Raw genomic sequence first — 23,540 nt, 5'->3', positions numbered from 1 at the left:
TTTGTGAATAATAAACAGAAAGAATACTTGCAACGATACCAAGAAGAGTTTATTGAACTTCTTCCTGATATGTCAGAGTTTGCTAATAAGTATTTTGTCAAGCACTTCAATCAATTTAAAAATGTAGTTGATTCTTGGGATGAAGATCCAATCCCTGAAGGTTATACCCTGGAATCATTTGAAATTTATTACGGCACATCTAACGTAGCTCAAGTATGCGTAGTTGATGGTGTTTTAAAACAATATGAACTCCCAGAATTTGAGGAAAACAACTCCTCTGTAACAATAATGGCGAATGCTAATTGTGTCTATATAGAAATTCAAGGAAAAGAGGTTCTTAATAAAATTAGGGGAGTTATCTTCCCACAAGTAATTGCTAATCCATCTGTCTTGTTAAACAATATAATCAATGGAGATATATCATGATGGACTCGTCAGATGGTAAAGAGATCAAGAAAGACTACCTTGAAACTTTAGAAGTATTACTGAAAAAGATTTTCCAGAAAGCGAAAGAAAAAGAGTACAAACCGGACAAACAAATATTGATTAAAGTTGGTCAAGAAAATGTTTACAAAGGAGTGCCGAGCGAAACAATTAAAGACATTAATCCTTTGATCTCAAAGGATTTAGTTGACAAATTAGAAAAAGCCTTTACCACACCGGAAAAACTCAATAACGTGGTGTCAATTAGGATTGGTAAAGAAGAAGTATTCCGTGTACAAGATGGTGAAAACAAGGTAGATAAATTAGGCTTATCGCAAGCTCAAAAACAAACACAAAAAAAAGCTCTAGCCGAACCTGTCTATAGTGTTGAGGCGTTACAGAAACAAGTTGATGTTTTGCAAAAAAAGATGCAAGAACAACAGACACTTGTAGATCAACTCAAAACGCAACCTCAATCATCAGAATCAATTACAAAGTTGTTCTCTCAAGTTGAGGAAATGTCTAAATCATTGGAGAAGCAGCAAAAAGCTATTGAGAAAACACAGCAGTCGTTAGCATCTCTTAGCAAACACTCTTTACCTCGCATTCAAAATACTAGGCTTCAAAACTTTGTAGGCGGAATAGAAAACAAAGTTAAACAAACATCCAAAAATTTGTTTGATAAATTTAAAGATACTCTGACACCTGAAATAGTTAAGCTGCGTAATTCTGTAGCGCAACAAATGTCTGAGATTAAATACCAGATAAGTCAACAGGTTTCTACTTTGAAGAATGAGATGCAATCTCAAGTTGATGGGATTAAATCTCAAGTCGAAACCAGTGTTAATAATGTTCGTGAAAGTGTTGATAGCAAAATATCTGATGTTAAGCAAAAGGCTATTGAACAGAGCGTTAAAGCTCTACTCACTACTTTCGGGGAGAAACAACCTGATGGTTCGATAACTTTCCGAAGCACAAACTTTAATTTCGAGCAGAAAGGTGAGACTGTTAATGTTAAGGCTAATAGTAATGGCGTTGAGGTCATCAAAGACGGAGTTATTGCCTCTGAAGTGACAGCAGAACAAATTACTCAACTTGAAAAAGTTCAGCCTGCCGTTGACGAGTATTTAAGCGCTCAAGCTAATTTAGGACACACTGAAGAGGAATATTTGAAAGCTGAAAAAGAATACCTGACTTACCCAACACAAGAAAATCTTCAAGAGTCAAATAATTTATCTAGAGGAATGTCCCGCTAACGCTTAAAACGCATTGACTCTGATTCTATTTCGGATTCTAATAGCTCAATTTCTTCTAATAGCTCAATTTCTTCAGATAGCTCCAAAATTTCTGCTTCTAATTCGGATTCACTAGTACTATTCAACTTGTCTATAATCCGAGTTTTTTCATCTCTAATTAATTGACGAATGGCCTCCATTTCTAACAGATGGGGGTCATTCTCTTGATGTGGTTGTTCAAAATAGTCTGATACTTGTGAAACTAAATTAATCAGCTTTTGCTTATCTAAACTGAGTATCATGTCCTTCATTGCCAACTCTAGCTGCTGGCTTTGGTGATACTCTAATTTATATATTAGGGTTTGCAAGTCTTTAACAATAGTAGCGTGTGGTTGACTCTGCCCTAGTTGTATTTTCATCTCCTCTAATGCTGATACATCAAGAGAAGTTGTAATAGCATCCTGCTCTATATGTTCAGAAATCGCTTTTAGAAGATTATTGGTAGTTTGTTGAATTTCTTGCGTTGGGCGTTGTGGTAATTGCTTGAGTTGGTTTACCAGTTTGGATAACGCGACCTCAATCGTAGGTACTTCAACCGCCTGTAATTCCAAATACTCTGTAATAGCTCCTACAGCTTTGTTTTGTACTGGTTTGTTGGTTAACAGATGCTCAAGCTGCTTGACTGAAGTTTTTGCATTAACTAGTTGTTGTTGATACTGAGATAGTTGTTCTGTTACAGATGGAAACGCTTTAACTAAAACAGTTTCAATTGCTGACTGGTCAACGAAGTCAGCTAAAGCACCTACTATTGGCTGATTGTTTAAGGTAGTTTCTGGCTGTGGTAATTGCTTGAGTTGGTTTACCAGCTTGGATAACGCGACCTCAATCGTAGGTACTTCAACCGCCTGTAATTCCAAATACTCTGTAATAGCTCCTACAGCTTGGCTTTGTGTTGGTTGATTGGACAGCAATTGCTCAAGCTGTTTGAGTGGAGTTTTTCCGTTGGTTAACTGCTGTTGATACTCATAGAGTTGTGCTGTTAGTTGTGTTAACCCTAACCCTTCAACTAAGGTAGTCTCAACTGCTGACTGGTCAATGAAGTCAGCGGTCGCATTTACTATTCGGTGATGGTTTGAGGTAATTTCTGGCTGTGGTAATTGCTTGAGTTGGTCTACTAGCTTGGATACTATCTTAACTGTAGATATTTCAACTGTCTGTAATTCCAGAAACTCTGTAATAGCTCCCAGTGCTTGGTTTTGTACTGGTTTGTTGCTTACCAGTTGCTCAAGCTGTTTGAGTGGAGTTTTCCCGTTGCCTAACTGCTGTTGATACTGAGAGAGTTGTTCTGTTAGTTGTGTTAATCCTTCAACTAAGGTAGTTTCAACTGCCGACTTGTCAATGAAGTCAGCGATGATCACCCTAACCGAGTCCTTATTTTGGTAATGTTCCAAATTTTCAGTTAGGGCTTGCAAATCTTTGACAATGTTAGTAGATTCGATAGCTGCTGTTTCTAAAAAATCAGCGATTGCGTTTAGGAGTTGTTCACTGGCTGGTTGTTGAGTATGTCGATTACTTTTTGTGCGGTCAATAATTGCTGAATTTTGTCGGAGAGTGCTTGCTGGCTCGTCCGCTGTTCGTTGACCTCGAAGCCAACCATCTGTAAGGCTTTGGTTAATTCTTGCAATGTCGGCTCCAAGCTCGAAGATTTTTTGGAGTTCAACGTATCGGTTAATTGCTGTAAGAAGTTCGAGTGACTGGCTTTGGTGTCGTTCAGGCTTTGAGCTTGGCTCACTTCCATGTGCAAAATTTTCTCGCTCAAGTTCTCGTGACTGGTTTGTAACTGCTCGATTTTCGTGTTTAGTTTCTCGTGAGCAGTTATCAATTCCTCTATCTTCTGGGTTAATAGCTGTATTTGGTTGGGGTTGCTGTTGCTGTCGGTCATCAGTTTGTTCCTTTGTTTGGTTTTGTTGTAAAGAATGTTCTTCTGGTGTAAACTTTCGAGGTGCTTCTATCGTGAAAGCACGTTGTTTTTGATTGTGCCGCTGCCAATCCCTTAAACGAATCGCTTCATAGTTCAATTTCTCGTAAGCAAGTGGCCCACAGGCGGCTATGAAATCATCGACTCCTTTGTCTGGCCCTGGTAGCGTCACGACCTTGACCCAAGCTCCGGCTTTTTGTAATAATCTTCCAGTTAGGGAAATATCTCGCTCAATATTAAGCTTCGTTTGGGGCTTGGTTTCGTAGTCAAAGCAGAATTTGAAAATTCTGTTTGGTGTAGCGAAAACCGCTAATTCTTCGTGCAGGTAAGACTTAGCGATTTTGTTGCCAAATTCATCCTTGGGAGAACGGTATCCTGCCGATATCCCTGGTAGACCGATGGCTGCATGACCCTGACTCAACAGGCTAGCAGCTTTTTTGGCTCCTTCTGTGATTGCACAAGGTATGTTGTACTTCCATACACAGTACCAAAATCCCGATTGGCGATCGCACTCGGTGGGATTAACACCAGATTTTTGATAGATGCGTTCGGCAATATCCTTGGGTACATCTAGTAAGAAGATACTTAAATCAATCTTGGGGGGATGCTCATATTTAATAAATTTCCCTTCAATTATTTGATTATTCTCATCTTTTTTGGGTCTTGGTTGATTTGGCTTGTAGCATCCCCATCTTTTACTCAAAGCTTTATCGCCTGGGGTTAAATCAGCAAATGAACGTGGATCTACTCCAGCATCACACCACCAGCCGCCAGCATCAAGATGAGAATATGCTCTGATTAATCCCTCCGTTAACCGCCCTGTATTTGTGCGATTAAGTTTTTCACTGATCATGAGGCGCTCCCAAGCCTCATGTTCACCGCCTGCATAGCTGAACTGAAGGCTCTCAAAGTTTTTTGCCGCAATGGCTGGATGAATGGCGCTGTTTTCAAGCTCTTGCCAGTGCTTTGGTTCAATAAAATTGGGTATTGCTTCAGTTTTTTGGGGTATCCAGAATGCTTCTGTTGCTATAGAAGGTTTGAGTACTGGCTTTTCAAAATTGGCAGCAGTCTCATCGGCTGGTTTTACTTTCTTTAATACTGGCTTGGCTACCGATACCTGTGTTGATACTTCCTTCTTTGAAACTGGTTTTTTAACTGGCTGTGATATTGAAGAGGGAGTTTTTAGTACTGGTGGATTAACTACTACTTGAGTTTTTAGTACTGGGGAAGTGACCACTGTCTGTTGTTTGATTTCTGGCGAGTCTAGTTCAGCACTTATACTTATAGTTATCGGCTGCTGTTGCTGTTCTTGTCCCTGCCGTGTTGAGTTCTGAGCTTGTTTTCGTAGCAATTCTAAAGCATTTTCTTTGGCTTTCGACTCTTGCGCTAACTCCACCAAGCGCGTTGGATCTTCGGTGTAAATCTTTAGTTCATGCCTGGCTCGACTGGCAGCAACGTAAAAGCTCTCTTGCCCAATGGTATGGTCTGCCGAAATCAACACACGATCCGCAGTCTTACCCTGACTACTGTATGTCGTACTGACAAGCGCATAGTCTAGGTTTTGTGCTTGGGATAAACTGATGGATTCGGTACGGTCACTATCAAGATATTTAATCTCGGCTTGACCACCAGCGATCGCCGCAACTACAAATCCTTGCCCATTACGCCTTTCTAGTTGGCGATCGTTTTTCTTCCATTGCAGATGATCGCCCACCGCAATTTCAATCTCTTGTCTTTGGTATACGGCTTTGTCAAATGCTGTATCGACTTCTAAATGCTTGCCATCATCACTTTTGAGAGTTAAAGAGTCAGTAGTTTGACCTACCACTTCATACAGTTTGCCCTTCTCTAGCTCCCGACGCTTGTAGTTTCGTGTCGGCATGACTACATCCCCAATTTCAAAGTTATGGGCAAACCGCATCTGTACGAGTGTTAGATTCTTGGTTTGTAATTGGGTGATGGTTGCAGTTTCTCCTAAAGTTCCCTCATCTTTGAGATGAGAGCGAATGGCTTGAGTGAGTGCTAATCTTTCTACATTCGTGCCAGCTAATACTAAAGTTCGCTCCCTTTGCTCCGGTTTCGCCGCCATATAATCACTGGCGATCGCTTCTGTTTTGGATTCTGCATCTACAGTTTTGATAGAGCCGTTTGCCAACAGACGCTCAAAGCCCGCTTTTATCCTGCCATCGGCAATCAAATCTACTGCAAGTTTCAGTTCTGGGTCTTTTTGTCTTAAAGACTCGTTCATATATGCAGTCTCAATCCCCGCCTGTTGTAAAGATTTAAAGGGGTTGCCTGCTTCCACTGCCGATAACTGCCGAGTATCACCCACAAAAATCACCCTGGCTTGTTCCTGAGTAGCTCGTTGTAGCAGCGCATAAGCATCTTTAGCACTTAACAAACCAGCTTCGTCCACAATCCAAACTTGATTCGGTTCTATTAGGGGTGGTGGTTCTGTTACCAAAAGCCTAGCAACAGTTTCCGACTGAACCTCTAACTCTTGACTTAACACCTTGGCGGCCGCTGAACTGGGAGCAAAACCTTTAATTGTGTATCCGGCATCAGTGGCTAATGTTTTCAATTGAGACAGTGCGAAAGTCTTTCCAGCACCAGCTACCCCCTGCCATGCGATGAATTGGTCTTGTGTGGTTGTAGCTAGTTGCACCGCTTGGCGCTGTCCGGTGTTGAGCGAGGTTTTCTCTAATTGGCTTTCAGCTATCTCTGGATGCAACATTGGGTTAACGTTCCCCTGTCCTCGCTGCATCAACTCAATCGTTGCTAGTTCTCGTTTTACCGCATCCCATGTAGTGTATTGCCTCTCTAATCCTGGTAAAGCAATCAATTCTTGATGCTCTCTAATCAGTGGCTCAATCGCCGTCACCGAAGAAGCTAAACGTTCCTCTAGGATGAATTTTTCTAAATCCTCAAGATTAAACGTTACATTCCTCTCACTACAATGAGCGATGGCATCTTCTAGGGCATCGACCAAACTTTTGTTATTGACTGGTATATCCTGGGTGGCTTCTCCCGGCTTGATAAAGGTAATTCCCAAAGCCGCCGCTTCTTCAACCCAGTAAGCTTTTAACTCTGACTCTGGTAACTTTTCCTTGCGCTGTCTGGTTTGATCCCAGATTTTCTCACGTTCTTCCCAAGTGGAATTAGCGCCAGCTTTGGCGATGATTTGCTGTCGTCGCTTAGAAAAGGTTTCTAAATCCTGTTCCTTAAACCCTTTAATCTCAAATTGCCCGTGTTTACGCTTTTCTATCTCATACCCCAGCTTCTGTACCTCACGCGCCAGATAGCTTTGATATGCCATTCCCAAGAATTTCTTATTAGCGAATATCTCATTGTTGCCCAAACTCAACCACCTACCGTCTGGGGTTTGAGTCATATTCATCAACAAACAGTGTGTGTGCAGATGTGGATCTAATTCCCGACTTTCGATGTGGTCAAATTGGGCGACGACCAAATTACCAGTCTTGACTCTATATCTGCCGTTATCATCTGTCACTCTGGTATAGGCGTAACGCTGCTCTATCAGTTGCAGCACTTGTTTCAATGCCTGATGGTGAGCATTGATTAAACGAGCATCCCCACCCACCAACGCCATCAAGCTCACGCTCTTAGGTGCAGAAAACGTACAGTCTAACGCTGCCCTGCGTTCTTTTCCTTTGACTGTTCTGGCATTTAACTGCTCACTACCATCAGGCGATCGCCCTTCGATGACATTTTTAAAAGCATCTTCGTTATCGAGCTCTCCCGACAAACCAAATTTTTCAGCCCCTTGACCACTCCACCGCGACTTCCCTTGATGATAGTAATTTTTGACGAAGTAGTTCACCGCCATCTCTGAGGAGACGTTAGCCGCTGTTAGCATCGCTCACCTCAAAGAAGGGAACAGGGAACACTTCTCTACGAGAGGCTGCGCCAACGGCAAGTGGTACAGTGAGCTTGTCGAACTGCTCAGTGCATCGCGGGCAACAGGCAATAGGAAACTCTTAAAACCAAGCTGTTCACTTCCTTGCTCATTCTCTCTTTTCTGTTCCCTGTTCCCTATTCCCTCTTCCCCTTTACATAACTTAATACAACAATTATTAAAGTTATTAAAGTCATTGTTCATCACCGACATCAAACTAAAACAAGCTTGATGTCGAGTTAAAAATTTTTGGTGAGACTTTGACTGCAACAATTTTTTTATTCACCACTTATATTGCTTTTAAATATAGCAAATTATCGCCTCAAACTTTCCGCCAAATTTGGCGTACTGTGCGTCAGAAAATGCTATTTATTTGTGGTTGTAGATTAATCGTTGAATATCCCAGTTTGACGCATAGTTGACGCAGAAGTGCCGAGTAAATGACGTAGAATTGACTCGACATTGACGTAGTTTAGCCGCAAATGTGACGCATTATTGACGGATTCTCAATAGGAGTAATAAGTTGAGAATAATTAGCTGTTTTTTGTCATATAATAATGATGATTGACGAGTATTTGACTTCAGATTGACGAGCGTTTGACGCATGATTGACGCAGTATCAAACTGACGCAAAATTGACGAGTATTTGACGCACAAGGAAAATTAAGTTGATGGCAGATTTGACTTTAGGAGTAGATCCGGGAGGCTCTGGCCTCAAAGGATTTTATACTTTAAATACTTTCAAACCTGAATTGATTTTAATGGAGCCAGAAGTAGCTGCCGTGCCACTTCACAGTCTGGAAGCTTATGAGCAAACCAAGATTGGGAACTCTTCACCTGAAAATAACGCTTGGATTGAATACAAAGGACAGCATCTGGCAGTAGGTTTCTTGGCCAGGAAAAGATTTTATGCTGATTTGCAACTACAGAAGCGTAAGTTTGAGCTAGCGCTTCCGAAGGTATTAGCAATGGTAGGTGCGATCGCTGATAAACATGAGCTAGCAAATGGCTCGTCAATCAAGTTGGGGATTCTACTACCTTGGGGGGAATATCAGGATAGAGCTTTATTTAGTACATTAGTTACACAAGCGCTTGCTGATTACAAATTTCGGGGTCAGCCTAAGTCTTTTTTAGTAGAATCGTTTATTTGTTTACCTGAAGGTGGAGGAGTCTTAAGTAGAGGACGTACCCCAGGTTCGAGCTTGAAAGACCAAACAGTAGCAGTAGTGATGCTGGGTTATCGGGATATATCTATATTGTTAGTAGAACGTGGGGAGATGTCAGTTGGACGTACCGAATCGTTAGGGTTTGCCAAGATGGTTGATAGGGTTAAAAGCCAAACTTCTGGGCTAGACCAACATCAACTGGTTACAGCGATGTGTAAAGCTGGTAAGAATATCTCCAGTAAAGCTTTAGAGCCATTGGTAGTATCATTAGACTCAGCTTACAAAAGTCATGAAATATCAACTATTCGCAAAGCAATCTCTAACGCCAAAGAAGAGTACTGGATGATGCTTTCACAATGGCTCAAACTTCATGTCACCCGCTCTGCTGACGAGGTTATTACTGCTGGCGGAACTGCAAATTTTTTCCGCTCTGAGTTAAATAGCTTGTTTTCGTTCTCAAGAGTCAATTGGTGCGAACATTTAGAGAAGCAAATATTCAATAGCTTTTCTAACCAAATTTCAACCAAGTCTCTTGATTACCGCCTCACAGATGTGTATGGATTATTTTTTTACCTTTATGGAGCCAAGCCGAAAAATAACCCTACAACTTTAAAGGGTGGTTTAACTCATGTCTAAACGTGTACCCTATCGTTTTCGTACAGATATTGATGTAGAGAGTTTAGATGGAATTCTTACTAATTTTTTACGTTCTAAAGACGCGGCAATTACAGAGAAGGAAAAGGTTATTGGAGCAACTAGAGCTTACTGGCTTCCTTTTGCCCTGAAAGAGAAAGGGGAATACTCCGACGACCAACTCAAGCAGCACGCCAGAGCCGCCATCTATAAGCTGAGAATGCATATAAATTATTTAGCGGAGAATTTTGGGCTTTTAGATGAAGGGGAGCAAGCAATAGAAAGCGAGCAGTTTTTAAGTAACTACTCACTAATGCCACGGCAAAAAACAAACATTGAAAGACTTACACCAGAAGTTGCTGTGACTATTACCAACGCGAAGCAAAAGATGCTTGAGCAAGCAGAGCAAACTGAGCCATGTTCAACCTCTTCTTCAGAAACTAGAACCGAGTTCACACCTGTTGACTTCATTCATCACCAAGATGACGACTCTTTGCAAGAAATGTTTAGCTAAAAATACCTCAAGGTAGACAAATGGATAACAATCAAGCTCTCGATAACGCACCCCATAATAGAGAATCCCTTAAAACTGAATACGGTTTGTCAACTGAAGATGTAGATTCTATCCTAATAAGTTGTGGCTTACCCATAGATCAATACGAGTACAGTCACGACGAGATTAAGAACTCTTTTGAGCCAGCTGTAAAAACGTTTCAGTCGCAGAAACATTCTCAATCATCCTCTTCAACACAATCAAAGCCTTCAATCAAGCCAAAGAAAGCCGCTAATCTATTGGAGCCAGAATCTAAAAGCACGAGTATCATTGAACTCAAATCAATGGCTAGTGAATGGCTTAACGCTAAGATTTCATTATCCCAAATGCTTCAAATCATTGAAGCTTGTGGACTTTCTGAAAAAGATGACTATACCCCTTTTGAGTGCGAGCGTGTTGAAGCTTTAATAAAAAATCAAGGTGAACCTATAGACTTAAAAAGTACTATCAGCAATACTACTACGGCTAGTGAAGCTGGACTGGCTTATTTAGTTGACAAGATTACAGATAATCTAGCTAGTAAGGCTCCGGGTTTTATCAACCAGATGTATCTTCAAAAGGTTGCTGATAAGCTATCCCAGAGTCAAGATGAGATTCGTGATTTCTACGTGGAGTTGGAAGAGACAATTCTGGCGGAACTGTCTGGAAAAAAGTCTCCTCTAGAAGCGATGCTGGAAGCACGAACTCACAAGAATCTGTTTCCCCCTTCTTTGATGAAATCAGCCGAATTACTTCCAGAATCAAAGAACGATACGACTACCATCTGAAACAAGAAATTGCAGCCAAAGAGCGCACCATTGATATCCAAGTAGAAAAAACTTCTGATGCTAAAGCCACTAGACTTGCTGCCCATAAGCTGGAAAAATTGCAAGCTTGGAATGAAGCACAAATAGAACGCCAAAAGCTTCGTCACAAGCGTTTTGAACAATGCAAAGAATTTCTTTTCTGGATTGGTGGTTGGGTCGGCTCAGGTCGCTCTGGTGTTTTCTTTTTCTTCTGTGGCATTTTTAGCTTTGGTGCTCTTGGACTAATAGGAGGAATTAACTGGCCTACTACTATCGTTTGCAAAAGTTATTCAGGGGGATGTCATTTGCTGCGATTCAATAAATCTACTGTGATTTTTCCTCAGCAGACTAAGGAGATTATTGCTGAATATGAACGCAATAAGAGTAAGCCTAAACGTCCCAAGTAATTAATTGTCGTTTGTGCTGTGTGCTAATTTTGAGATTAGTCACATTTTATTAGTAAGGGTATGTATCCAGATAACTGGAAACAAATAGCCACATCTATTAAAGAATCCTCTAATTGGCGTTGCAGTAAGTGCGGTCGTCCTGGTTTGCGCCCTGGCGAAAAACCACCTGAGTTGACCGGAAAACGCCGCGCCTACACCCTCCAAGTTCATCACTGGAACCGCGATCCTTCTGATAAACGCGAGATTCATATTCGCGTATTCAATTTTGTATGCAAACAATGCGATCAACCCACACAAAGAGAAACTTTCGGGGTTCGTCCTCTATATTGCGAGAAATGCCGTCCGCCACAAGCACCGAAAAAGTCTTCTGTGGTTCCTCTGCGGAAACAAAACCCAGAGCTATGACTTATAGGAATGGTGTAGATTTGGCGAATTAGTCTTTGAAATTAGGGAGCGTTCGCCTCGCCGTTAGGACTAGTACAGGTCGGCGATTGCACCCAAATCTAAACCTCATTCATGGAGAGAAGAATTAAGAGAAGCGCCTAGCAAACTGCTCCCAAATAAAAGCACAATGCTCCCACACATTCCTTGCAGCAATATATATTGTTGAGTTCTGCTCATATTTTCCGCCTTCGTTGATGCAAATAGCAATATTTGCAAATAGACAGCGCTAATCGCAGAAGTGACAAAAATTGCTCGCAGAGTCTGGCTCATTAATTTCTTGTACATGGTTGAATGGCACTAATTTTGGTTGGCTCAAATTTCCCAATTGCTGATTATCCCAAATTCCAGCCATCGAACAAGTTTGGTTGGTCAACCCCATACTGTCGGCTAACCAATCGCCGTAGTTCTGCAATTGTGTTTGCGGACTTCATCAGAATAAGAATTGACGTGACGTGTGGGGATAGTCTTTTTTTGGTTTCCTCGTCTAGCATTTGGTGTATCTTGTACTTCCTACGTCCGTTAGGGAGCGCTGGATTGACGATATCAAGCTTGGCTTTTTCTTCTGCTGTCATCCATTCATATATGAACTCCCAATAGAAAAATCCATTTTTAATGTGTCGTTTATGCAACTTGGTAATCCGTGCAAGATGCTCCTCGAACTCCTTTTCAAACATTCTTGTCCAAGCCTGTGGCGCATTCAAAATTCGAGAGGTGAGTTTATCATCTCGCTCCTTCTCTGCTACCTGTTTGTTAAATGCTCTATCAAATCTGCGCTCTAATGTCTCCGTACCACAAGCAGCTAATAAAATCGCAGCTTTTTCATTTCCTCTTGATGCCGCCAGCGCCCACAATTTTGTGATCTGCTCTAGCGAAATGCCATCTATTTGTGCTGTACCAGTAGAAATTGCGCGAACCTGTAGCCCTTCTGGCATAAGGATTTTAGCTAGGTTTAAACGGATCAATTGCGCGAACCGTCTATGATCAATCTCAAGTATGGAAGAAACTTGAACTTTCGCACAAACGTAATCTCCACTTCCCTCTGGAAGGACTTCATAGCCGTCTATGACAATATTACCAATGTTGATTAATGTATGCCTAGCTTCTAAGTTAGACTTTTTCTTAGCCATGATTCAGTTTTCCTCGCCTAAATGCAAATTTTGGTAGATGAAGCGGGCAAGGGAGCGCCAAACAGGTATAAAACCCGACAATAGGTAGATTCATGCGCTCCCTATGCGGTTTGAATCCCCGGAAACTACCAAGGATTATGATTGATTAGTCGTCGCCGCTGCGAAGTTGTGAAAGCGGTGTGGGTTTAAAGTGCAAATCACGCTCTACAGGCAAACCCATTGGCCCACGCACCGACTGAAGTTCGCTTAAACTGAAGTAACCCAATTCCTCATCTAGGCCTTGCACCAAACCAAAGAACAAATCTTTACCGTCAAACTCACTCCCGTACCAAGTCCAGTTAGAATCAGGGGTGAAGAATTTCACATAAGCGATCGCATCTGAAGATTCTGACTGTGCATCAAGAGCAGACAATTGAGCGCGAATCTCTGCGGTTAACAATTCCATTGCAAAACCTCGTTGATAAATGAAGCGAATAAAATACAAAGGAGAACTAAAACTCTTTGTGGGGTATGAGTTCTAGCTGTTATTGGGGTTAGCTCAGAACTAACGTGCGCCCGTCGTGGCTGTCGTGCAACCACCCGTCAATCAGCCTTAGTCCTGGTGTGGGTAGCGGATTTGGCTGGAATGGCACGTTTAAAAAGCGGTCTAGCTCGTCACTCCAAGCCGCAAGCGCCGCTTCTATCTTTTGTGCTACTGCCGCTAATTCAGAGTTAAGTTGTGTCAACAAACTAAACTGGTCTACTGGAGTATTTATGATTTGCTGCTCAAGGATTTGGTAGTCCACTCTGGCTTCTATATAAGCTAGTCGCAAAGAAGTAACAGCGTTTTCGTCGGTGGACTGTGCTTGTTGAATTGGTGCTAATGTTGTAGTAATCATCATTTCCTTTTTCGGTTTTGGTGAAGGGGTGATCGCAGACTTTCCTAGGGTGAGCGATCGCCCTTTTGATTAGTTTTAGTGAACAATGTCTTTCACCACCACTAGACATATAATATCACTTGTCTAGTATCAGTGTCTAGCGCAATTGTCTAGTGTATGATGAGTATTTCTGATCCAAATTTTGTCTAGCAAGTTGTCTAGCTTATAGGTAGTTTTCAATAGCCAATCAGTGCTAGCATTATGTCTAGTTACAAGGCTAGTGCTATGAGTGAAAAAGAGAGACTACAGTTAAATTTGCGTCTGGACGGCTATAGAGAACTATATGAGGCAGTAAAGGCGGAGGCAGCTAGACAAAACACCAGTGTTAACAGTTTTGTTATCAATGCCTTAAAGTCTTCTGTAGGTTGGCAGCAAGAAGAACCGTCTTCCAATCAGTCTTCACTTTCTCTGGAGGTAATTCTAGAAGCAGTAGAAAAGAGACTAGACGACATACTAGACAAGAAAATAGAAGAGAAACTGAGAGACTTAGCCGCCTGAGAAAGTAGATATTAGCTTCGTTAAGGAAATTATCTCAGTTCGAGCCTAACAATTAAAATTAGTCCAATCTCCAGTTATGACTGTCAAACCAATTCACAATTGCGAATTGTTCGGTCAAATTTTTAAGTTAGTATTCTCCAGCGACAGTTAATATTAGAAATTTTTTAAATTGTGGCTATTTGAACTTCTCTAACGTGAAGAAAAATAATCTTCTATTCTACCAGAAAATATTTATGCAAGAGTTTTAATAAGAGGGTGCAATCTGCTCGAGTTTTTCTACCAAGGAAACGCCTGTAACATCCCCTGTAGAATCAGTAGAAGGAATGCACTTCCATATTCCCTGATGTGCAAGTGCAGCTAGTTCTTGACCGCTCTTAATTTTTATTGCTTCACAGAAATCAGTAACTAACTCACCCTGCTCGATTCTTCCTGAGACACACCAACAAATTTCTGCTGTACTCATTCAATTACCTCTGGGTTTGGCCTATTTTTCTGAGTCAATCAGGATTTAGAAGTAGAAATCCTATATAGTACATAAATATCAAAATACAGGATTAAGAGCTACATTTCCGGCTCCCAGGCTCCGTTACAAATTAAAATCAAGGGTGAATGTTTCGCCTTCGATATTGTCTTGTTTTTCTTGTTTAGATGTTTGTGGAGCAGGCTCTGTCATCTGGTTTTGCTCAGTAGTCATTGGCGTCAAAGATGGTTGTTGCGTAAGCACTTGTTGCATGGGGAATGCACCCCTTTTGAAGGCAAAATAGCAATCAATGATAAAGTAAAGCGTCTCCAGATAACTTTTACCTAGCTGCTGTGATTCTGCAAATATGCGTTCGCGGTAGCTATCTTTGATCCGAACCTTTTCTGCGGGCAAGTCAAGTTTCTCAGTCATTGTGAGCTTTATATAATTCAGTTTTCAGGAGCCAGAACTTGGCTTTAGGGGAAACAGTAGGTAGTGAATCCAGAATAGAGTCAGGCATGAGTATTCTGGTTGCTCACTTACTTAGAGGCGGTTACTGGATTCTTGCTGAGAATGGCTTTTGCCATTTCTAAGAGTCCATTCGCATTGGCTTCCACCGGATTGTCACGGATTTTGAACCCGTTTTTCTCTAATAACTTCCTAAATCCAGGTAAGAGGCAGCCTCCACCAATCGCCCAAATCTCATCTCCCGTGTGCTTGGCATCAACCCGGATTTCTCACAAGTGAGAAAAAATCATTGAGATGAGTAAAACTTAAAGTAAATTATTTTATACAACACTAAACTATAATCAACAACAGATTATGACAACGTGTAAACCGAAACTACAAAGACAAATATGATACATTCTAAACAATAAATACTAAAGCAAAGATTATTGAAAATGATAAATAGACAGCCTAAAGCTAGGGTTAAATCAATGAAATCTACCCAAGTTAAAGCTAATAACTATAATTCCAATTAGCTGAAAATCAACCAGAACAGTTTAGCCGAGATAAATAGCTGTAAGCTGTTGCAAAAATATTCTTGTATGGACAATCTCTACTAATAGCGATTAAAATATATCGGCTATTAACAGTAATAACGGCTCCCAATTTCAGTAACTTTGTACGAACAGTTCCAACAGTAGCATTTTTGAGTTCGCTTGTTGTTAAACATTGCTCTCGGAGAGCGTTTATCAAAATATAAGCAACAGAAGAAAACCACAGACGTAGTTGATTTCCAGCAAATGTATGAGTACTAGTTCTATCACTTTTTAGTGATAACTTCTGTTCTTTTAAACGATTCTCCATATCACCTCGTGGGCAATACTTCTGGGTATAAAGTCGTCCTGGAGGCACTAATTTAGTAGGGAGTGAAGTGACAACAAAACGAGTACTTACCCCTGACTTACTATACTCAATTTTTGAGACAACACGGCGATTACGGCTCCAAGATTTTAAAGTTTTATAATCAAGCGAACAATACCAAACTGAGTTATCAACAAAGGCTGCTGCTTGTTTTTTCAAGTCATCTGACGGAGTAAATAAAGTTTCAAAAAACTCTACTACAGTTTCCAGTTTTTGCGAATATTCAAGATAAGCCCGGTATTGGGTTGGTTGGGATAGTTGAATTAACCGACTATTCTGGGCTAACCCAAAGACATAATCTACTCCAACTTGAGATTCACACCAACTCATAATATCTTCTCTCGAATACGCACTATCTCCACGTACAATAATTTTCACATTATCCCAACGTAAACGTATTAGTTTTATTACTCGTTGCAATTCTGATAATGCACCCGACGCTGGATCTACATTAGAAGCACGAAGCTTTGCTGCAATTAAATGTTTACCGCAGAAAATATAAAGTGGAGCATAACAATATCCTCTATAATAAGGGTTAAAAAACACTTCTTCTTGATTGCCATGCACTAAATCATCAGTCACGTCCAAGTCTAAAATTATCTGTCGTGGTGCTTTGGAGTAGGATTCTAAAAATATTTCAACTAATAATTTCTCTATAGCTTCTGCATCATGTCCAATGCGATGATATCGACTTGATGCTCTTGATTCAACAGTTTCTGGACAGTGTTCGATACGATTTAAAGTGCTTTTACCTGCTAGGACTGGTAGTTCTTTTTCTGAACCCATTATTTTCCCTAGCGCCAGGATAAACATTGGATCGTGACGCAGTTCCTCGTGGTCGTTTAAGTCTTCATAACCCATTATCAAACCATATATTCTCTGCGTGATTAGGCTTTCTACTGAATGGTCAATTCTATTGGAATCTCGGTAATCTTTAAAACATCTTGCTACTCGCGATGTAATTTCTCTTTTTCGGTCTAGCTCCGCAATTAAAGTCAATCCTGCATCTGATGTTACCCTCTCACCCTTGAAATTAACTACGACTGGACATGATTTAACTTGTTCAAATTTGAACTGTTCCGGTATACAATCTGTTTTCTGAGGGGTCATGCTTAAAACTGCTGGAATTCATGTGCAATAGATATTTTGGCAGTTTTTGACTCCTCTTTTCTCCGGCTTTGTGAGAAATCCGGGTTACCTTCCTTCTCTAAACAACTCAGAATTAGTATGTTTTGGGTACGAGAAAATGCTGTATAAAACAAGCGGCGAAAGTCAAAAAACTTAATTAACTCTAGTGGTTCAAAGGGTGGGCGGAGCAGGTAATTATTTTCTAGTAACTCATCCAATTGGGTATACTGTTTGCGGGGTACAGCCTCCAGTGAACCTGTAATCACCACTGGGAACTCTAGCCCTTTTGACTGGTGAATCGTCAGGAATGACACACAGCCGCTAGGGGCATATTCTGACTTGTCCTCATACTCATCAATGCCTCCATCCTCCAAGAACCTGAAAAACTGGTTAAACAAATCCTTGAGGTTTTTCTCTAAGTAAGCAGAAGTTAATACATCAATGTTGTAGAGATATTCAAACTTATCGAGCAGCTGCGAGAAAATAGCTAAATTCCGCATAGAGCGGCTGTTTTGAATGCCCTTTTGTTGCAGTAAGTTTTCATCTAAGTAAGGGACTTCCAGAAAATAAATTATTCAATGGGTGGGAGCAAATATCATTTTAGATTCTTCCCCTGCCTTCCCTACTCACCAAAGCGATTGTATATTTTTTTAGTTGGAAGTCCCTAACGACTAAATAAAGGAAACTGTAGCAATCGGTAAAACAGACCTGAGAAAGCATAGTCAGCATTTTGGTTAAGGGTCAAATGCGTTTTAGCGATCGCTCTTACCCACTTCCACAAATCTGCATTCTCAGGCTGGCGAATTTGATCAGCAAATGGCTGGAAGCATTGATTATCGTAATAATCCCAAATTTCGAGGTGAGCATCATCATTCCACTTGCGGATATTGGGGTACTGGGGGAAGAGGAAAATTAACGCCCCAATGATTAAGCGAATTTCTTCCCGCTCAAAAAACTGATTAGAGCGCGGGGAGTAAACGTTAATGCCGTTTTTCTCTAGGAACTGTGAGAGAGCAACGACTTTATCATTCTTAACAGAGCGAAATAAAAAAGCAACTTGGTTCCAGTCTGTTAAATTTCCTTTGTCTTTGAGGGTGTGCAAAAACACTAAAACTTCCTGATGCCATGCCTGTTGAGTTTTACCTGAAAGTTTCACCACACACGGGACTTCAGAAAATAATTTGTCTTCCTTTGCTTTAATTAATTTTTGAAACCGAAATTCTTTGCCGTTATCCTTCCACTCTTGCTCATTCATCCAACGGTTGTAGAAGTCGATAATATCTGGGTGGGAACGATAATTAGTAGTTAGATATACCTGTTTGCAGTCTCCATTAGGGAATTGATCTTTAAACTGTAAAATGTTGCGGATGCTGGCTCCTCTAAAGCGGTATAAGCCCTGGTCATCATCACCAACTACACAAAGGTTTGGGCGATCGCCTGCAAGACAATTCAAAATTAATTCTTGAATGGTGTTAGTATCCTGGTACTCATCCACCATCAGGTATTTAATTTTGTCTCGGAGTTCTGTAAGAATCTGCGGGTTTTGCTTGAGGAGCTTGAGGGCTTCATACTGGATGGTAGAAAAATCAATCGCGTTTTCTTCCTCCAGGTGTTTTTGGTAGAGGGCATAGCAATGACCCAATGCCCTTACCTCTGGTTCAGGAGCATTAATGAGCGTCTGGTAGTTTAGAGCTTCTTCGCTAACAGTATTAATCCATTTCATCAGCTTCTCGGACTTGTCCCATGCAGATTGCTTAGGGCTGCCAATGACAAGCTCAATATCAGGGATGGCTTGAAATTCCGAAAGGCGGTAAAGAAAATACTGCTGGTCGAACTGATCCATCATCATGAAGTTGCGCTTGAGGCGGGTGAACTCCCGATGCTCATCCAGCCAGCGTAAACAGACTGAGTGAAAGGTTCCCAAGTACATCTCGTTGAGGTTGAAGCGTACACCAAGTTCAAGGAGACGATTAGAAATTCGGGTTGTCAGTTCTTGGGCTGCTTTGTCGGTGAAGGTAACAACCAGCAGATTCTCAGGTGCTACTCCTTTTTGTGTAATTAAGTAAACAATCCGCTCAACTAGGGTGAAAGTTTTACCTGAACCAGGGCCAGCAATGATTAACAAAGCACCTTCAGTAGTCTGAATAGCTTGTAGCTGTTGAGGATTAGCGTTAGTTGTAAAAGCACTTAGTATCATTTCATTGAACTGGTAGTTGGCACATCAAAACTACAATCCTAATATCAAGATTGAGCAAGAATCTTCGTCACATTAGAACTAGTTATTTTCGTCGGGTTGAGTCGGCAAATACTTTATCAACAGTTTTTGACCCTGTTTACCCATCTCTTGCAATAAATTTTCAATCTTTTGCATAGCCAGAGGTGACAGCTTAGAGCGTCCATTTTCCCAACGGTTAACTGTGGAATAAGTAACACCCAAATGTGTCGCAAACTGCTCTTGCGTTAAACCGGCTCCAGTACGGAGTTCATGGATGAGCTGCCCTAGTTTTGGTTGTTCGATTACCAAAGGTTTTTTGATAGTCATTTAGCTCATAATCCACTACTTGAGTAGCAAATAATATGTAATTTGCTACATCATAATAGTGCAAAAGGCTACTGTAAGCCGTTAATATACGGTTATTGATTATACCCTTAAATTAATATTTAAGTATTTTCACAGTTTTAGATAGAAAGATTGAGCAAATTTAGTAGAATAACTTAGTTGGTAATCGCAAAGAATTTACAATGGTAAAAAAATACTGGTAGAAAACGCTGCATCGGCTTGTCACTTTCCATGCTAAAGATTTGCTGCTCTCCTTGCTAATCATTCCATTTCATCAGCACCCCATCCGTCACAACAAAACCCCATTGCGGAAACTTCACCAGTAATTTCTTGATCACAATCTGTAAAGCGGGGTCATCCTCCCAACATTCCACAAGAAACTCAAAATCAAGTTCTTCTCTTAGAATTCCTGCCATTTTGAGTTTCTCCATTCGCCAGGGTCTTGCTTTTGACCTCGCGACAATTGCTTCAGGAGACCATTTTTCAGGCTGTGGTACAGGCGCAGCGGAACAGTTGTCTTCTCTACGAGACGCTACGCGAACACGATCCGCTTGCAATGCTTTACCTGAAGCTGAGTTTTCAACTATCAACTCAGCAGGCTGACTCGGTTCTACTTGCTCTTCAAGCACAGTTGCGGATTTTTCATTCTGGGCAAGCGGCGCGGCGGAACAAGTGTCTTCAAGACAGTCTTTCTGCTCATCACCACAATCTTGGCTTTCTTTTTTCAAAAAAGCAGATTCATCCTGTAAAGCATCCACGAGCGTCAGCGACGTGCAGTCATTCGCCGTAGGCGATTTCTCTTGTTCTGACGCGCTTTCGATAACTTGAGACGACGCGCCCCCAAAAGGCGCGATCGCCGTCTCCTCAACTTGTAAATTTTCACTTTGTGCGTCAGAACCAACTACCATACCAACAACAACATTAGTTGGTTGTTGGTAGGTAGTTAACTGGTAGTTAGAAACGTTGTTAGGATTTTGGAAGCCTTGCAAATCCTCACTTTTTTGACCATTCTTTTGGAATGATTCCAAATCAGCGTGGATTTGTTCCACTTTGGGGCGGTTTTGATTCTGTTCGGGCTGGTTTATTTTCTCCCCAGCGTGGACAGCTTTCTCGTCACAAGAATTACTTTCCTCAGACGTGGACGATTCCCAGTAAAAGCGATTGTAGTAACCGTGAAGGTTACGAACCCGATAACCAATCAGCCCAGGTCTACCGGAGGGTAAGCGGCCAAACAATTCCTCAAACTGAAACAATCCTTGGGCTGTCAATGCCGCACCTGCTTTTTGGAACGATTTATAAGTGAGGTTAGTATCGAGTTTATGGGCTGCCCCGCCAAATTGTTCTGCTGCAACGCTATCTAACCAAAGCTGCTGCACAGACGGGGGCTGCTGACGAACCCAGTTGATATCCTCAATTGATACTTTACAATGTGGTCTAATTGATTTATCTGGGTCTACTTGTTTGCGCTCGCTTCGCTGTTTGCTACCACCGTTAATTGCTTTTAATGCTGTGGTCATGTTCTTTCCCCTAATTTTTCCATAACAATCCAGGCGGCATAGTTGCAATGCGGTCGTCAAAACTATTTGCTGCCCCTGATTACGCCGTTTTTCCTACGTGTGAGCGAAAGGTAAGGTTAATTCGTGTACTGACAAATTTTTTAGTTTTAGGAAGTTGATGGAGATGGGTAGACTGACAACCTCTATGCATAATGAGCAAACTCCCATGTTCTAACCAGAAATCTGTCGGTTTACCTTGTTTTGGTTTGAGTTGAAATTTACGAACTGCCCCCAAACTGACTGAAGCGATTGCAGGCTCAACACCCATTGATGGCTCGTTGTCAGCGTGCCAGCCTATCGAATCCTCGCCGCTACGGTACTGGTTGCCAATCACTATGTTGAACTTGTGACCTGTTAATGCAGTGATAGAGTCTCGAAGTTGGGCTAGTTTTTCCGTCCAAGGCAATGGTCGTAGAAATACACTGTTGGAATAGATATAATCACAACCAGCATCACCATAAATGGATTCAAGACGAGGCACAGCTATAATCTTGCCCACCATCTTGATATAATTTTGCTGCCATTCGAGTTGAAGACAGTGCTGGTAAAGTTCATTTGCTTCCTGAACACTCAAGAAGTCAGGGTAATAGCTGACTGGTAAAGCAGGGGCTAGTTCTTCAAACAGGTTAAGTTGTTGCATAATGCTTGACTCCAAATTTTTAGCGCAAGGCAATATCACGGTCAATCAACTCATGCCGCTCTCAATGCTCTTTGGTTGTTTTTGAAAACTGATGGTTAGACTAGTAACGAATACTCAATCGCTACCGGACTGATCCGTAAGCACAGCCCTTCAAGCAGACATCGCTTACTTACTGCTAGTTGTAGCTTTATCTTTTGTATTAGTGGAAAAGACTTGATTTAAAATGCTTTGGGGGTACAAACCTACATGACCAAAACGTGGATCATGTATCTGTTCTACTTCTATTCCTTGCTTACGGCATAATGCACTGGCCTTCTTTCCCTTGCTGCCAGCTTGTGAGAGTGATATCTCCAATCCCTGGAGTTTAGCAAAACCCATGATGGTGTACTTATGACCACAAGGGGTATTGAATCGGTCTTGCTCGACTTCTACCGCCTTTAACCTTGCTAGTACTTCAGCCTGCTGACGCTCTTGTTCCAGTAAGCGTTGCTCCTGTTCTGCCATCTGTTGAGCTAGAGCAGCAATAATCTGGATCTGTGTCATAGCTCCTTGAGAAACAGAGTATATGCCTGTTTTGCGAATTGAGGGTAATACTTCATGGAATACCCAACGCTGAAAACGTTTTGCAATTGGCTTCCTCGATTTAAAGATGAGGCGATACAGCCCAGCTTCTGTGACTGTAAGCATTTCTTGCTCCCCACCAGGGGTACGAACATTCTTCGTACCCTTTTCGTCTAACTCCAAAGTCTCTAGGGCTTTACTTGTATCGCTTAATTGCAAACAAGCACAAACATCAGCCCCAACCCATTCTGGTTTTTCTGCTGTACCAACAAATCTAACTTCTTGAGACTCAAAGCTAAAAACTGATAAGTTAGACATAGCTATTTTTATGTTTAGGTATTAGTCCAGCAATGCCGTTCGCGTTCGCGAAGCGTCTCGTAGAGAAGGCGGGCGAAAAGCGCTATCATGCTTCTTGTCTGGAGGCGATCGCTTTAAGAAGAATTCCAACAACTTTGTAACTGTCAACTTCAAATGAAGAACTCCAAGTCCTTGAAGTTCAATAGTTTCAAACAGCAAATAGTAAGTTGAGAAATTGCATAACAAGACCTCCACTTTTGCTAAGTATTTAACTTTAGTATTAATGGGTTGTTAAACAGTATTTATACTTATGCTGCTTCTCTCATTAAACTAGGAGATTCATCATCTGGTGAAAGTGGTCTAGTGTTAAGGTTGTTTACCTTACGGCTTTGCTCTTGACTATTCTGTTTAGGTGATTCTTGTGTATCATCTCTTTCATACCGAAGGAAATCTCCGGGTTGAGCATCAAAAACTCTGCAAACTATTTCCTGAGTTTTTTGATCAGGGTAAACATTGCGTTTGTTATAGAGGCGATAAGCCGTTGCTTGGGGTAAACCAGTCTTTTTGTGAAATTGATAAGCCGTTTCTACTCCTTTAGCTGCTAAGAACTCCTTTAAAACGTTAATCATTGGCATCCCCAAATGACTCCTATATATATACTACCTCCATTCAATGGCACTATCATCAGATGATAAGCAACATTGATTGACCATACCTATTTTGATAGCTAACTCTCATCTAATGGTATGCCTCCATTCATTGACACCTCCATTCAATGGAGGTAGTATTAATACATAGAGGAAAGCTTGACTGCCTAAGCCCTAAAGCAATAAAACATTTTTACAAGCTTTGCTGATTCGAGTCGAGCGCTATGTCTAAACACTGCAC

At 41.3% G+C, this 23,540-nt stretch carries 21 protein-coding genes and 2 pseudogenes; 8 read left to right on the top strand and 15 right to left on the bottom strand.

The window, feature by feature from the left end:
* Positions 1 to 3: 3 nt before the first annotated feature.
* Both WKK05_RS38100 and WKK05_RS38095 read left to right on the top strand, forming a co-directional pair.
* Positions 4 to 426 (top strand): hypothetical protein, encoded by a 423-nt coding sequence (locus tag WKK05_RS38100; protein WP_341531427.1) that lies wholly within the window; start codon positions 4 to 6, stop codon positions 424 to 426.
* Complete coding sequence (locus tag WKK05_RS38095) at positions 423 to 1,679, top strand: hypothetical protein (protein WP_341531426.1); 1,257 nt, start codon at positions 423 to 425, stop codon at positions 1,677 to 1,679. Before WKK05_RS38100 ends, WKK05_RS38095 begins: the two co-directional genes overlap by 4 nt.
* Here the strand turns inward: WKK05_RS38095 and mobF are convergent.
* Positions 1,676 to 7,513: a MobF family relaxase gene (gene mobF, locus WKK05_RS38090; RefSeq protein WP_341531425.1), complete on the bottom strand. Its 5,838-nt coding sequence runs from the start codon at positions 7,511 to 7,513 to the stop codon at positions 1,676 to 1,678. The genes WKK05_RS38095 and mobF overlap by 4 nt on opposite strands.
* Positions 7,514 to 8,223: 710 nt before the next feature.
* Between mobF and WKK05_RS38085 the strand changes: the two genes are divergently transcribed.
* From WKK05_RS38085 to WKK05_RS38065, 5 genes are all read left to right on the top strand, one after another.
* Positions 8,224 to 9,354 carry a ParM/StbA family protein gene (locus WKK05_RS38085; RefSeq protein ID WP_341531424.1) on the top strand — a complete coding sequence of 377 codons (1,131 nt, stop codon included), beginning with the start codon at positions 8,224 to 8,226 and terminating at the stop codon, positions 9,352 to 9,354.
* On the top strand, positions 9,347 to 9,865 hold the full coding sequence (locus tag WKK05_RS38080) for a hypothetical protein (RefSeq protein WP_341531423.1): 519 nt from the start codon (positions 9,347 to 9,349) through the stop codon (positions 9,863 to 9,865). The genes WKK05_RS38085 and WKK05_RS38080 overlap by 8 nt, the downstream gene beginning before the upstream one ends.
* A gap of 20 nt (positions 9,866 to 9,885) precedes the next feature.
* Positions 9,886 to 10,671, top strand: a complete 786-nt coding sequence (locus WKK05_RS38075; protein WP_341531422.1) for a hypothetical protein — start codon at positions 9,886 to 9,888, stop codon at positions 10,669 to 10,671.
* 98 nt (positions 10,672 to 10,769) lie between these two features.
* Positions 10,770 to 11,096 carry a hypothetical protein gene (locus WKK05_RS38070; protein ID WP_341531421.1) on the top strand — a complete coding sequence of 109 codons (327 nt, stop codon included), beginning with the start codon at positions 10,770 to 10,772 and terminating at the stop codon, positions 11,094 to 11,096.
* A 60-nt stretch (positions 11,097 to 11,156) separates the two neighbouring features.
* Complete coding sequence (locus WKK05_RS38065) at positions 11,157 to 11,501, top strand: hypothetical protein (RefSeq protein WP_341531420.1); 345 nt, start codon at positions 11,157 to 11,159, stop codon at positions 11,499 to 11,501.
* A gap of 371 nt (positions 11,502 to 11,872) precedes the next feature.
* Here WKK05_RS38065 and WKK05_RS38060 read toward each other — a convergent pair whose 3' ends face one another.
* From WKK05_RS38060 to WKK05_RS38050, 3 genes are all read right to left on the bottom strand, one after another.
* Complete coding sequence (locus tag WKK05_RS38060; protein WP_341531419.1) at positions 11,873 to 12,667, bottom strand: hypothetical protein; 795 nt, start codon at positions 12,665 to 12,667, stop codon at positions 11,873 to 11,875.
* Positions 12,668 to 12,812: 145 nt separating this feature from the next.
* Positions 12,813 to 13,112, bottom strand: coding sequence for a DUF2958 domain-containing protein (locus WKK05_RS38055; RefSeq protein ID WP_341531418.1), 300 nt, complete (start codon positions 13,110 to 13,112; stop codon positions 12,813 to 12,815).
* Positions 13,113 to 13,200: 88 nt separating this feature from the next.
* Positions 13,201 to 13,548: a hypothetical protein gene (locus WKK05_RS38050; protein ID WP_341531417.1), complete on the bottom strand. Its 348-nt coding sequence runs from the start codon at positions 13,546 to 13,548 to the stop codon at positions 13,201 to 13,203.
* 237 nt (positions 13,549 to 13,785) lie between these two features.
* Between WKK05_RS38050 and WKK05_RS38045 the strand changes: the two genes are divergently transcribed.
* The gene (locus WKK05_RS38045; RefSeq protein ID WP_341531416.1) at positions 13,786 to 14,082 is read left to right on the top strand and encodes a hypothetical protein; all 297 of its coding nucleotides are present in this window, start codon (positions 13,786 to 13,788) and stop codon (positions 14,080 to 14,082) included.
* Positions 14,083 to 14,326: 244 nt separating this feature from the next.
* Here WKK05_RS38045 and WKK05_RS38040 read toward each other — a convergent pair whose 3' ends face one another.
* The 11 genes and pseudogenes from WKK05_RS38040 to WKK05_RS37990 all read right to left on the bottom strand — a co-directional run bounded on the left by WKK05_RS38040 (position 14,327) and on the right by WKK05_RS37990 (position 23,281).
* A complete protein-coding gene (locus WKK05_RS38040) occupies positions 14,327 to 14,545 on the bottom strand; it encodes a hypothetical protein (protein WP_341531415.1) in 219 nt (72 codons plus the stop codon).
* 123 nt (positions 14,546 to 14,668) lie between these two features.
* Positions 14,669 to 14,974 (bottom strand): hypothetical protein, encoded by a 306-nt coding sequence (locus WKK05_RS38035; protein ID WP_341531414.1) that lies wholly within the window; start codon positions 14,972 to 14,974, stop codon positions 14,669 to 14,671.
* A 107-nt stretch (positions 14,975 to 15,081) separates the two neighbouring features.
* Positions 15,082 to 15,270 (bottom strand): annotated as a pseudogene (locus WKK05_RS38030) (hypothetical protein); the annotation flags it as partial.
* A 262-nt stretch (positions 15,271 to 15,532) separates the two neighbouring features.
* The gene (locus WKK05_RS38025) at positions 15,533 to 17,020 is read right to left on the bottom strand and encodes an IS1380 family transposase (protein WP_341527375.1); all 1,488 of its coding nucleotides are present in this window, start codon (positions 17,018 to 17,020) and stop codon (positions 15,533 to 15,535) included.
* Between the two features lie 86 nt (positions 17,021 to 17,106).
* Positions 17,107 to 17,574, bottom strand: a pseudogene (locus WKK05_RS38020) (3'-5' exonuclease); the annotation flags it as partial.
* Positions 17,575 to 17,702: 128 nt separating this feature from the next.
* Positions 17,703 to 19,235, bottom strand: coding sequence for an ATP-dependent helicase (locus WKK05_RS38015; protein ID WP_341531413.1), 1,533 nt, complete (start codon positions 19,233 to 19,235; stop codon positions 17,703 to 17,705).
* Between the two features lie 78 nt (positions 19,236 to 19,313).
* Positions 19,314 to 19,580, bottom strand: coding sequence for a helix-turn-helix transcriptional regulator (locus tag WKK05_RS38010; protein ID WP_341531412.1), 267 nt, complete (start codon positions 19,578 to 19,580; stop codon positions 19,314 to 19,316).
* 275 nt (positions 19,581 to 19,855) lie between these two features.
* The gene (locus WKK05_RS38005) at positions 19,856 to 21,115 is read right to left on the bottom strand and encodes a hypothetical protein (RefSeq protein WP_341531411.1); all 1,260 of its coding nucleotides are present in this window, start codon (positions 21,113 to 21,115) and stop codon (positions 19,856 to 19,858) included.
* Between the two features lie 79 nt (positions 21,116 to 21,194).
* Entirely contained in the window at positions 21,195 to 21,794 is a 600-nt protein-coding gene (locus WKK05_RS38000) for an alpha-ketoglutarate-dependent dioxygenase AlkB (protein ID WP_341531410.1), read from the bottom strand.
* Positions 21,795 to 21,959: 165 nt separating this feature from the next.
* Positions 21,960 to 22,673, bottom strand: coding sequence for a BRO family protein (locus WKK05_RS37995; RefSeq protein WP_341531409.1), 714 nt, complete (start codon positions 22,671 to 22,673; stop codon positions 21,960 to 21,962).
* Positions 22,674 to 22,960: 287 nt separating this feature from the next.
* Positions 22,961 to 23,281 (bottom strand): helix-turn-helix transcriptional regulator, encoded by a 321-nt coding sequence (locus WKK05_RS37990; RefSeq protein ID WP_341531408.1) that lies wholly within the window; start codon positions 23,279 to 23,281, stop codon positions 22,961 to 22,963.
* Positions 23,282 to 23,540: the final 259 nt, after the last annotated feature.

It is taken from the genome of Nostoc sp. UHCC 0302 (assembly GCF_038096175.1).
Lineage (GTDB): Bacteria > Cyanobacteriota > Cyanobacteriia > Cyanobacteriales > Nostocaceae > UHCC-0302.
This window is presented reverse-complemented; position numbering and strand designations above follow the sequence as displayed.

Coding starts and splice junctions, on each gene's coding strand:
- WKK05_RS38040 (WP_341531415.1), bottom strand. CDS start 14,545: ATGAGTACAGCAGAAATTTGTTGGTGTGTCTCAGGAAGAATCGAGCAG.
- WKK05_RS37995 (WP_341531409.1), bottom strand. CDS start 22,673: ATGTCTAACTTATCAGTTTTTAGCTTTGAGTCTCAAGAAGTTAGATTT.
- WKK05_RS38035 (WP_341531414.1), bottom strand. CDS start 14,974: ATGACTGAGAAACTTGACTTGCCCGCAGAAAAGGTTCGGATCAAAGAT.
- WKK05_RS38055 (WP_341531418.1), bottom strand. CDS start 13,112: ATGGAATTGTTAACCGCAGAGATTCGCGCTCAATTGTCTGCTCTTGAT.
- WKK05_RS38085 (WP_341531424.1), top strand. CDS start 8,224: ATGGCAGATTTGACTTTAGGAGTAGATCCGGGAGGCTCTGGCCTCAAA.
- WKK05_RS38095 (WP_341531426.1), top strand. CDS start 423: ATGATGGACTCGTCAGATGGTAAAGAGATCAAGAAAGACTACCTTGAA.
- WKK05_RS37990 (WP_341531408.1), bottom strand. CDS start 23,281: ATGATTAACGTTTTAAAGGAGTTCTTAGCAGCTAAAGGAGTAGAAACG.
- WKK05_RS38060 (WP_341531419.1), bottom strand. CDS start 12,667: ATGGCTAAGAAAAAGTCTAACTTAGAAGCTAGGCATACATTAATCAAC.
- WKK05_RS38000 (WP_341531410.1), bottom strand. CDS start 21,794: ATGCAACAACTTAACCTGTTTGAAGAACTAGCCCCTGCTTTACCAGTC.
- WKK05_RS38005 (WP_341531411.1), bottom strand. CDS start 21,115: ATGACCACAGCATTAAAAGCAATTAACGGTGGTAGCAAACAGCGAAGC.
- WKK05_RS38015 (WP_341531413.1), bottom strand. CDS start 19,235: ATGATACTAAGTGCTTTTACAACTAACGCTAATCCTCAACAGCTACAA.
- mobF (WP_341531425.1), bottom strand. CDS start 7,513: ATGCTAACAGCGGCTAACGTCTCCTCAGAGATGGCGGTGAACTACTTC.
- WKK05_RS38010 (WP_341531412.1), bottom strand. CDS start 19,580: ATGACTATCAAAAAACCTTTGGTAATCGAACAACCAAAACTAGGGCAG.
- WKK05_RS38050 (WP_341531417.1), bottom strand. CDS start 13,548: ATGATGATTACTACAACATTAGCACCAATTCAACAAGCACAGTCCACC.
- WKK05_RS38025 (WP_341527375.1), bottom strand. CDS start 17,020: ATGACCCCTCAGAAAACAGATTGTATACCGGAACAGTTCAAATTTGAA.
- WKK05_RS38080 (WP_341531423.1), top strand. CDS start 9,347: ATGTCTAAACGTGTACCCTATCGTTTTCGTACAGATATTGATGTAGAG.
- WKK05_RS38075 (WP_341531422.1), top strand. CDS start 9,886: ATGGATAACAATCAAGCTCTCGATAACGCACCCCATAATAGAGAATCC.
- WKK05_RS38045 (WP_341531416.1), top strand. CDS start 13,786: ATGTCTAGTTACAAGGCTAGTGCTATGAGTGAAAAAGAGAGACTACAG.
- WKK05_RS38065 (WP_341531420.1), top strand. CDS start 11,157: ATGTATCCAGATAACTGGAAACAAATAGCCACATCTATTAAAGAATCC.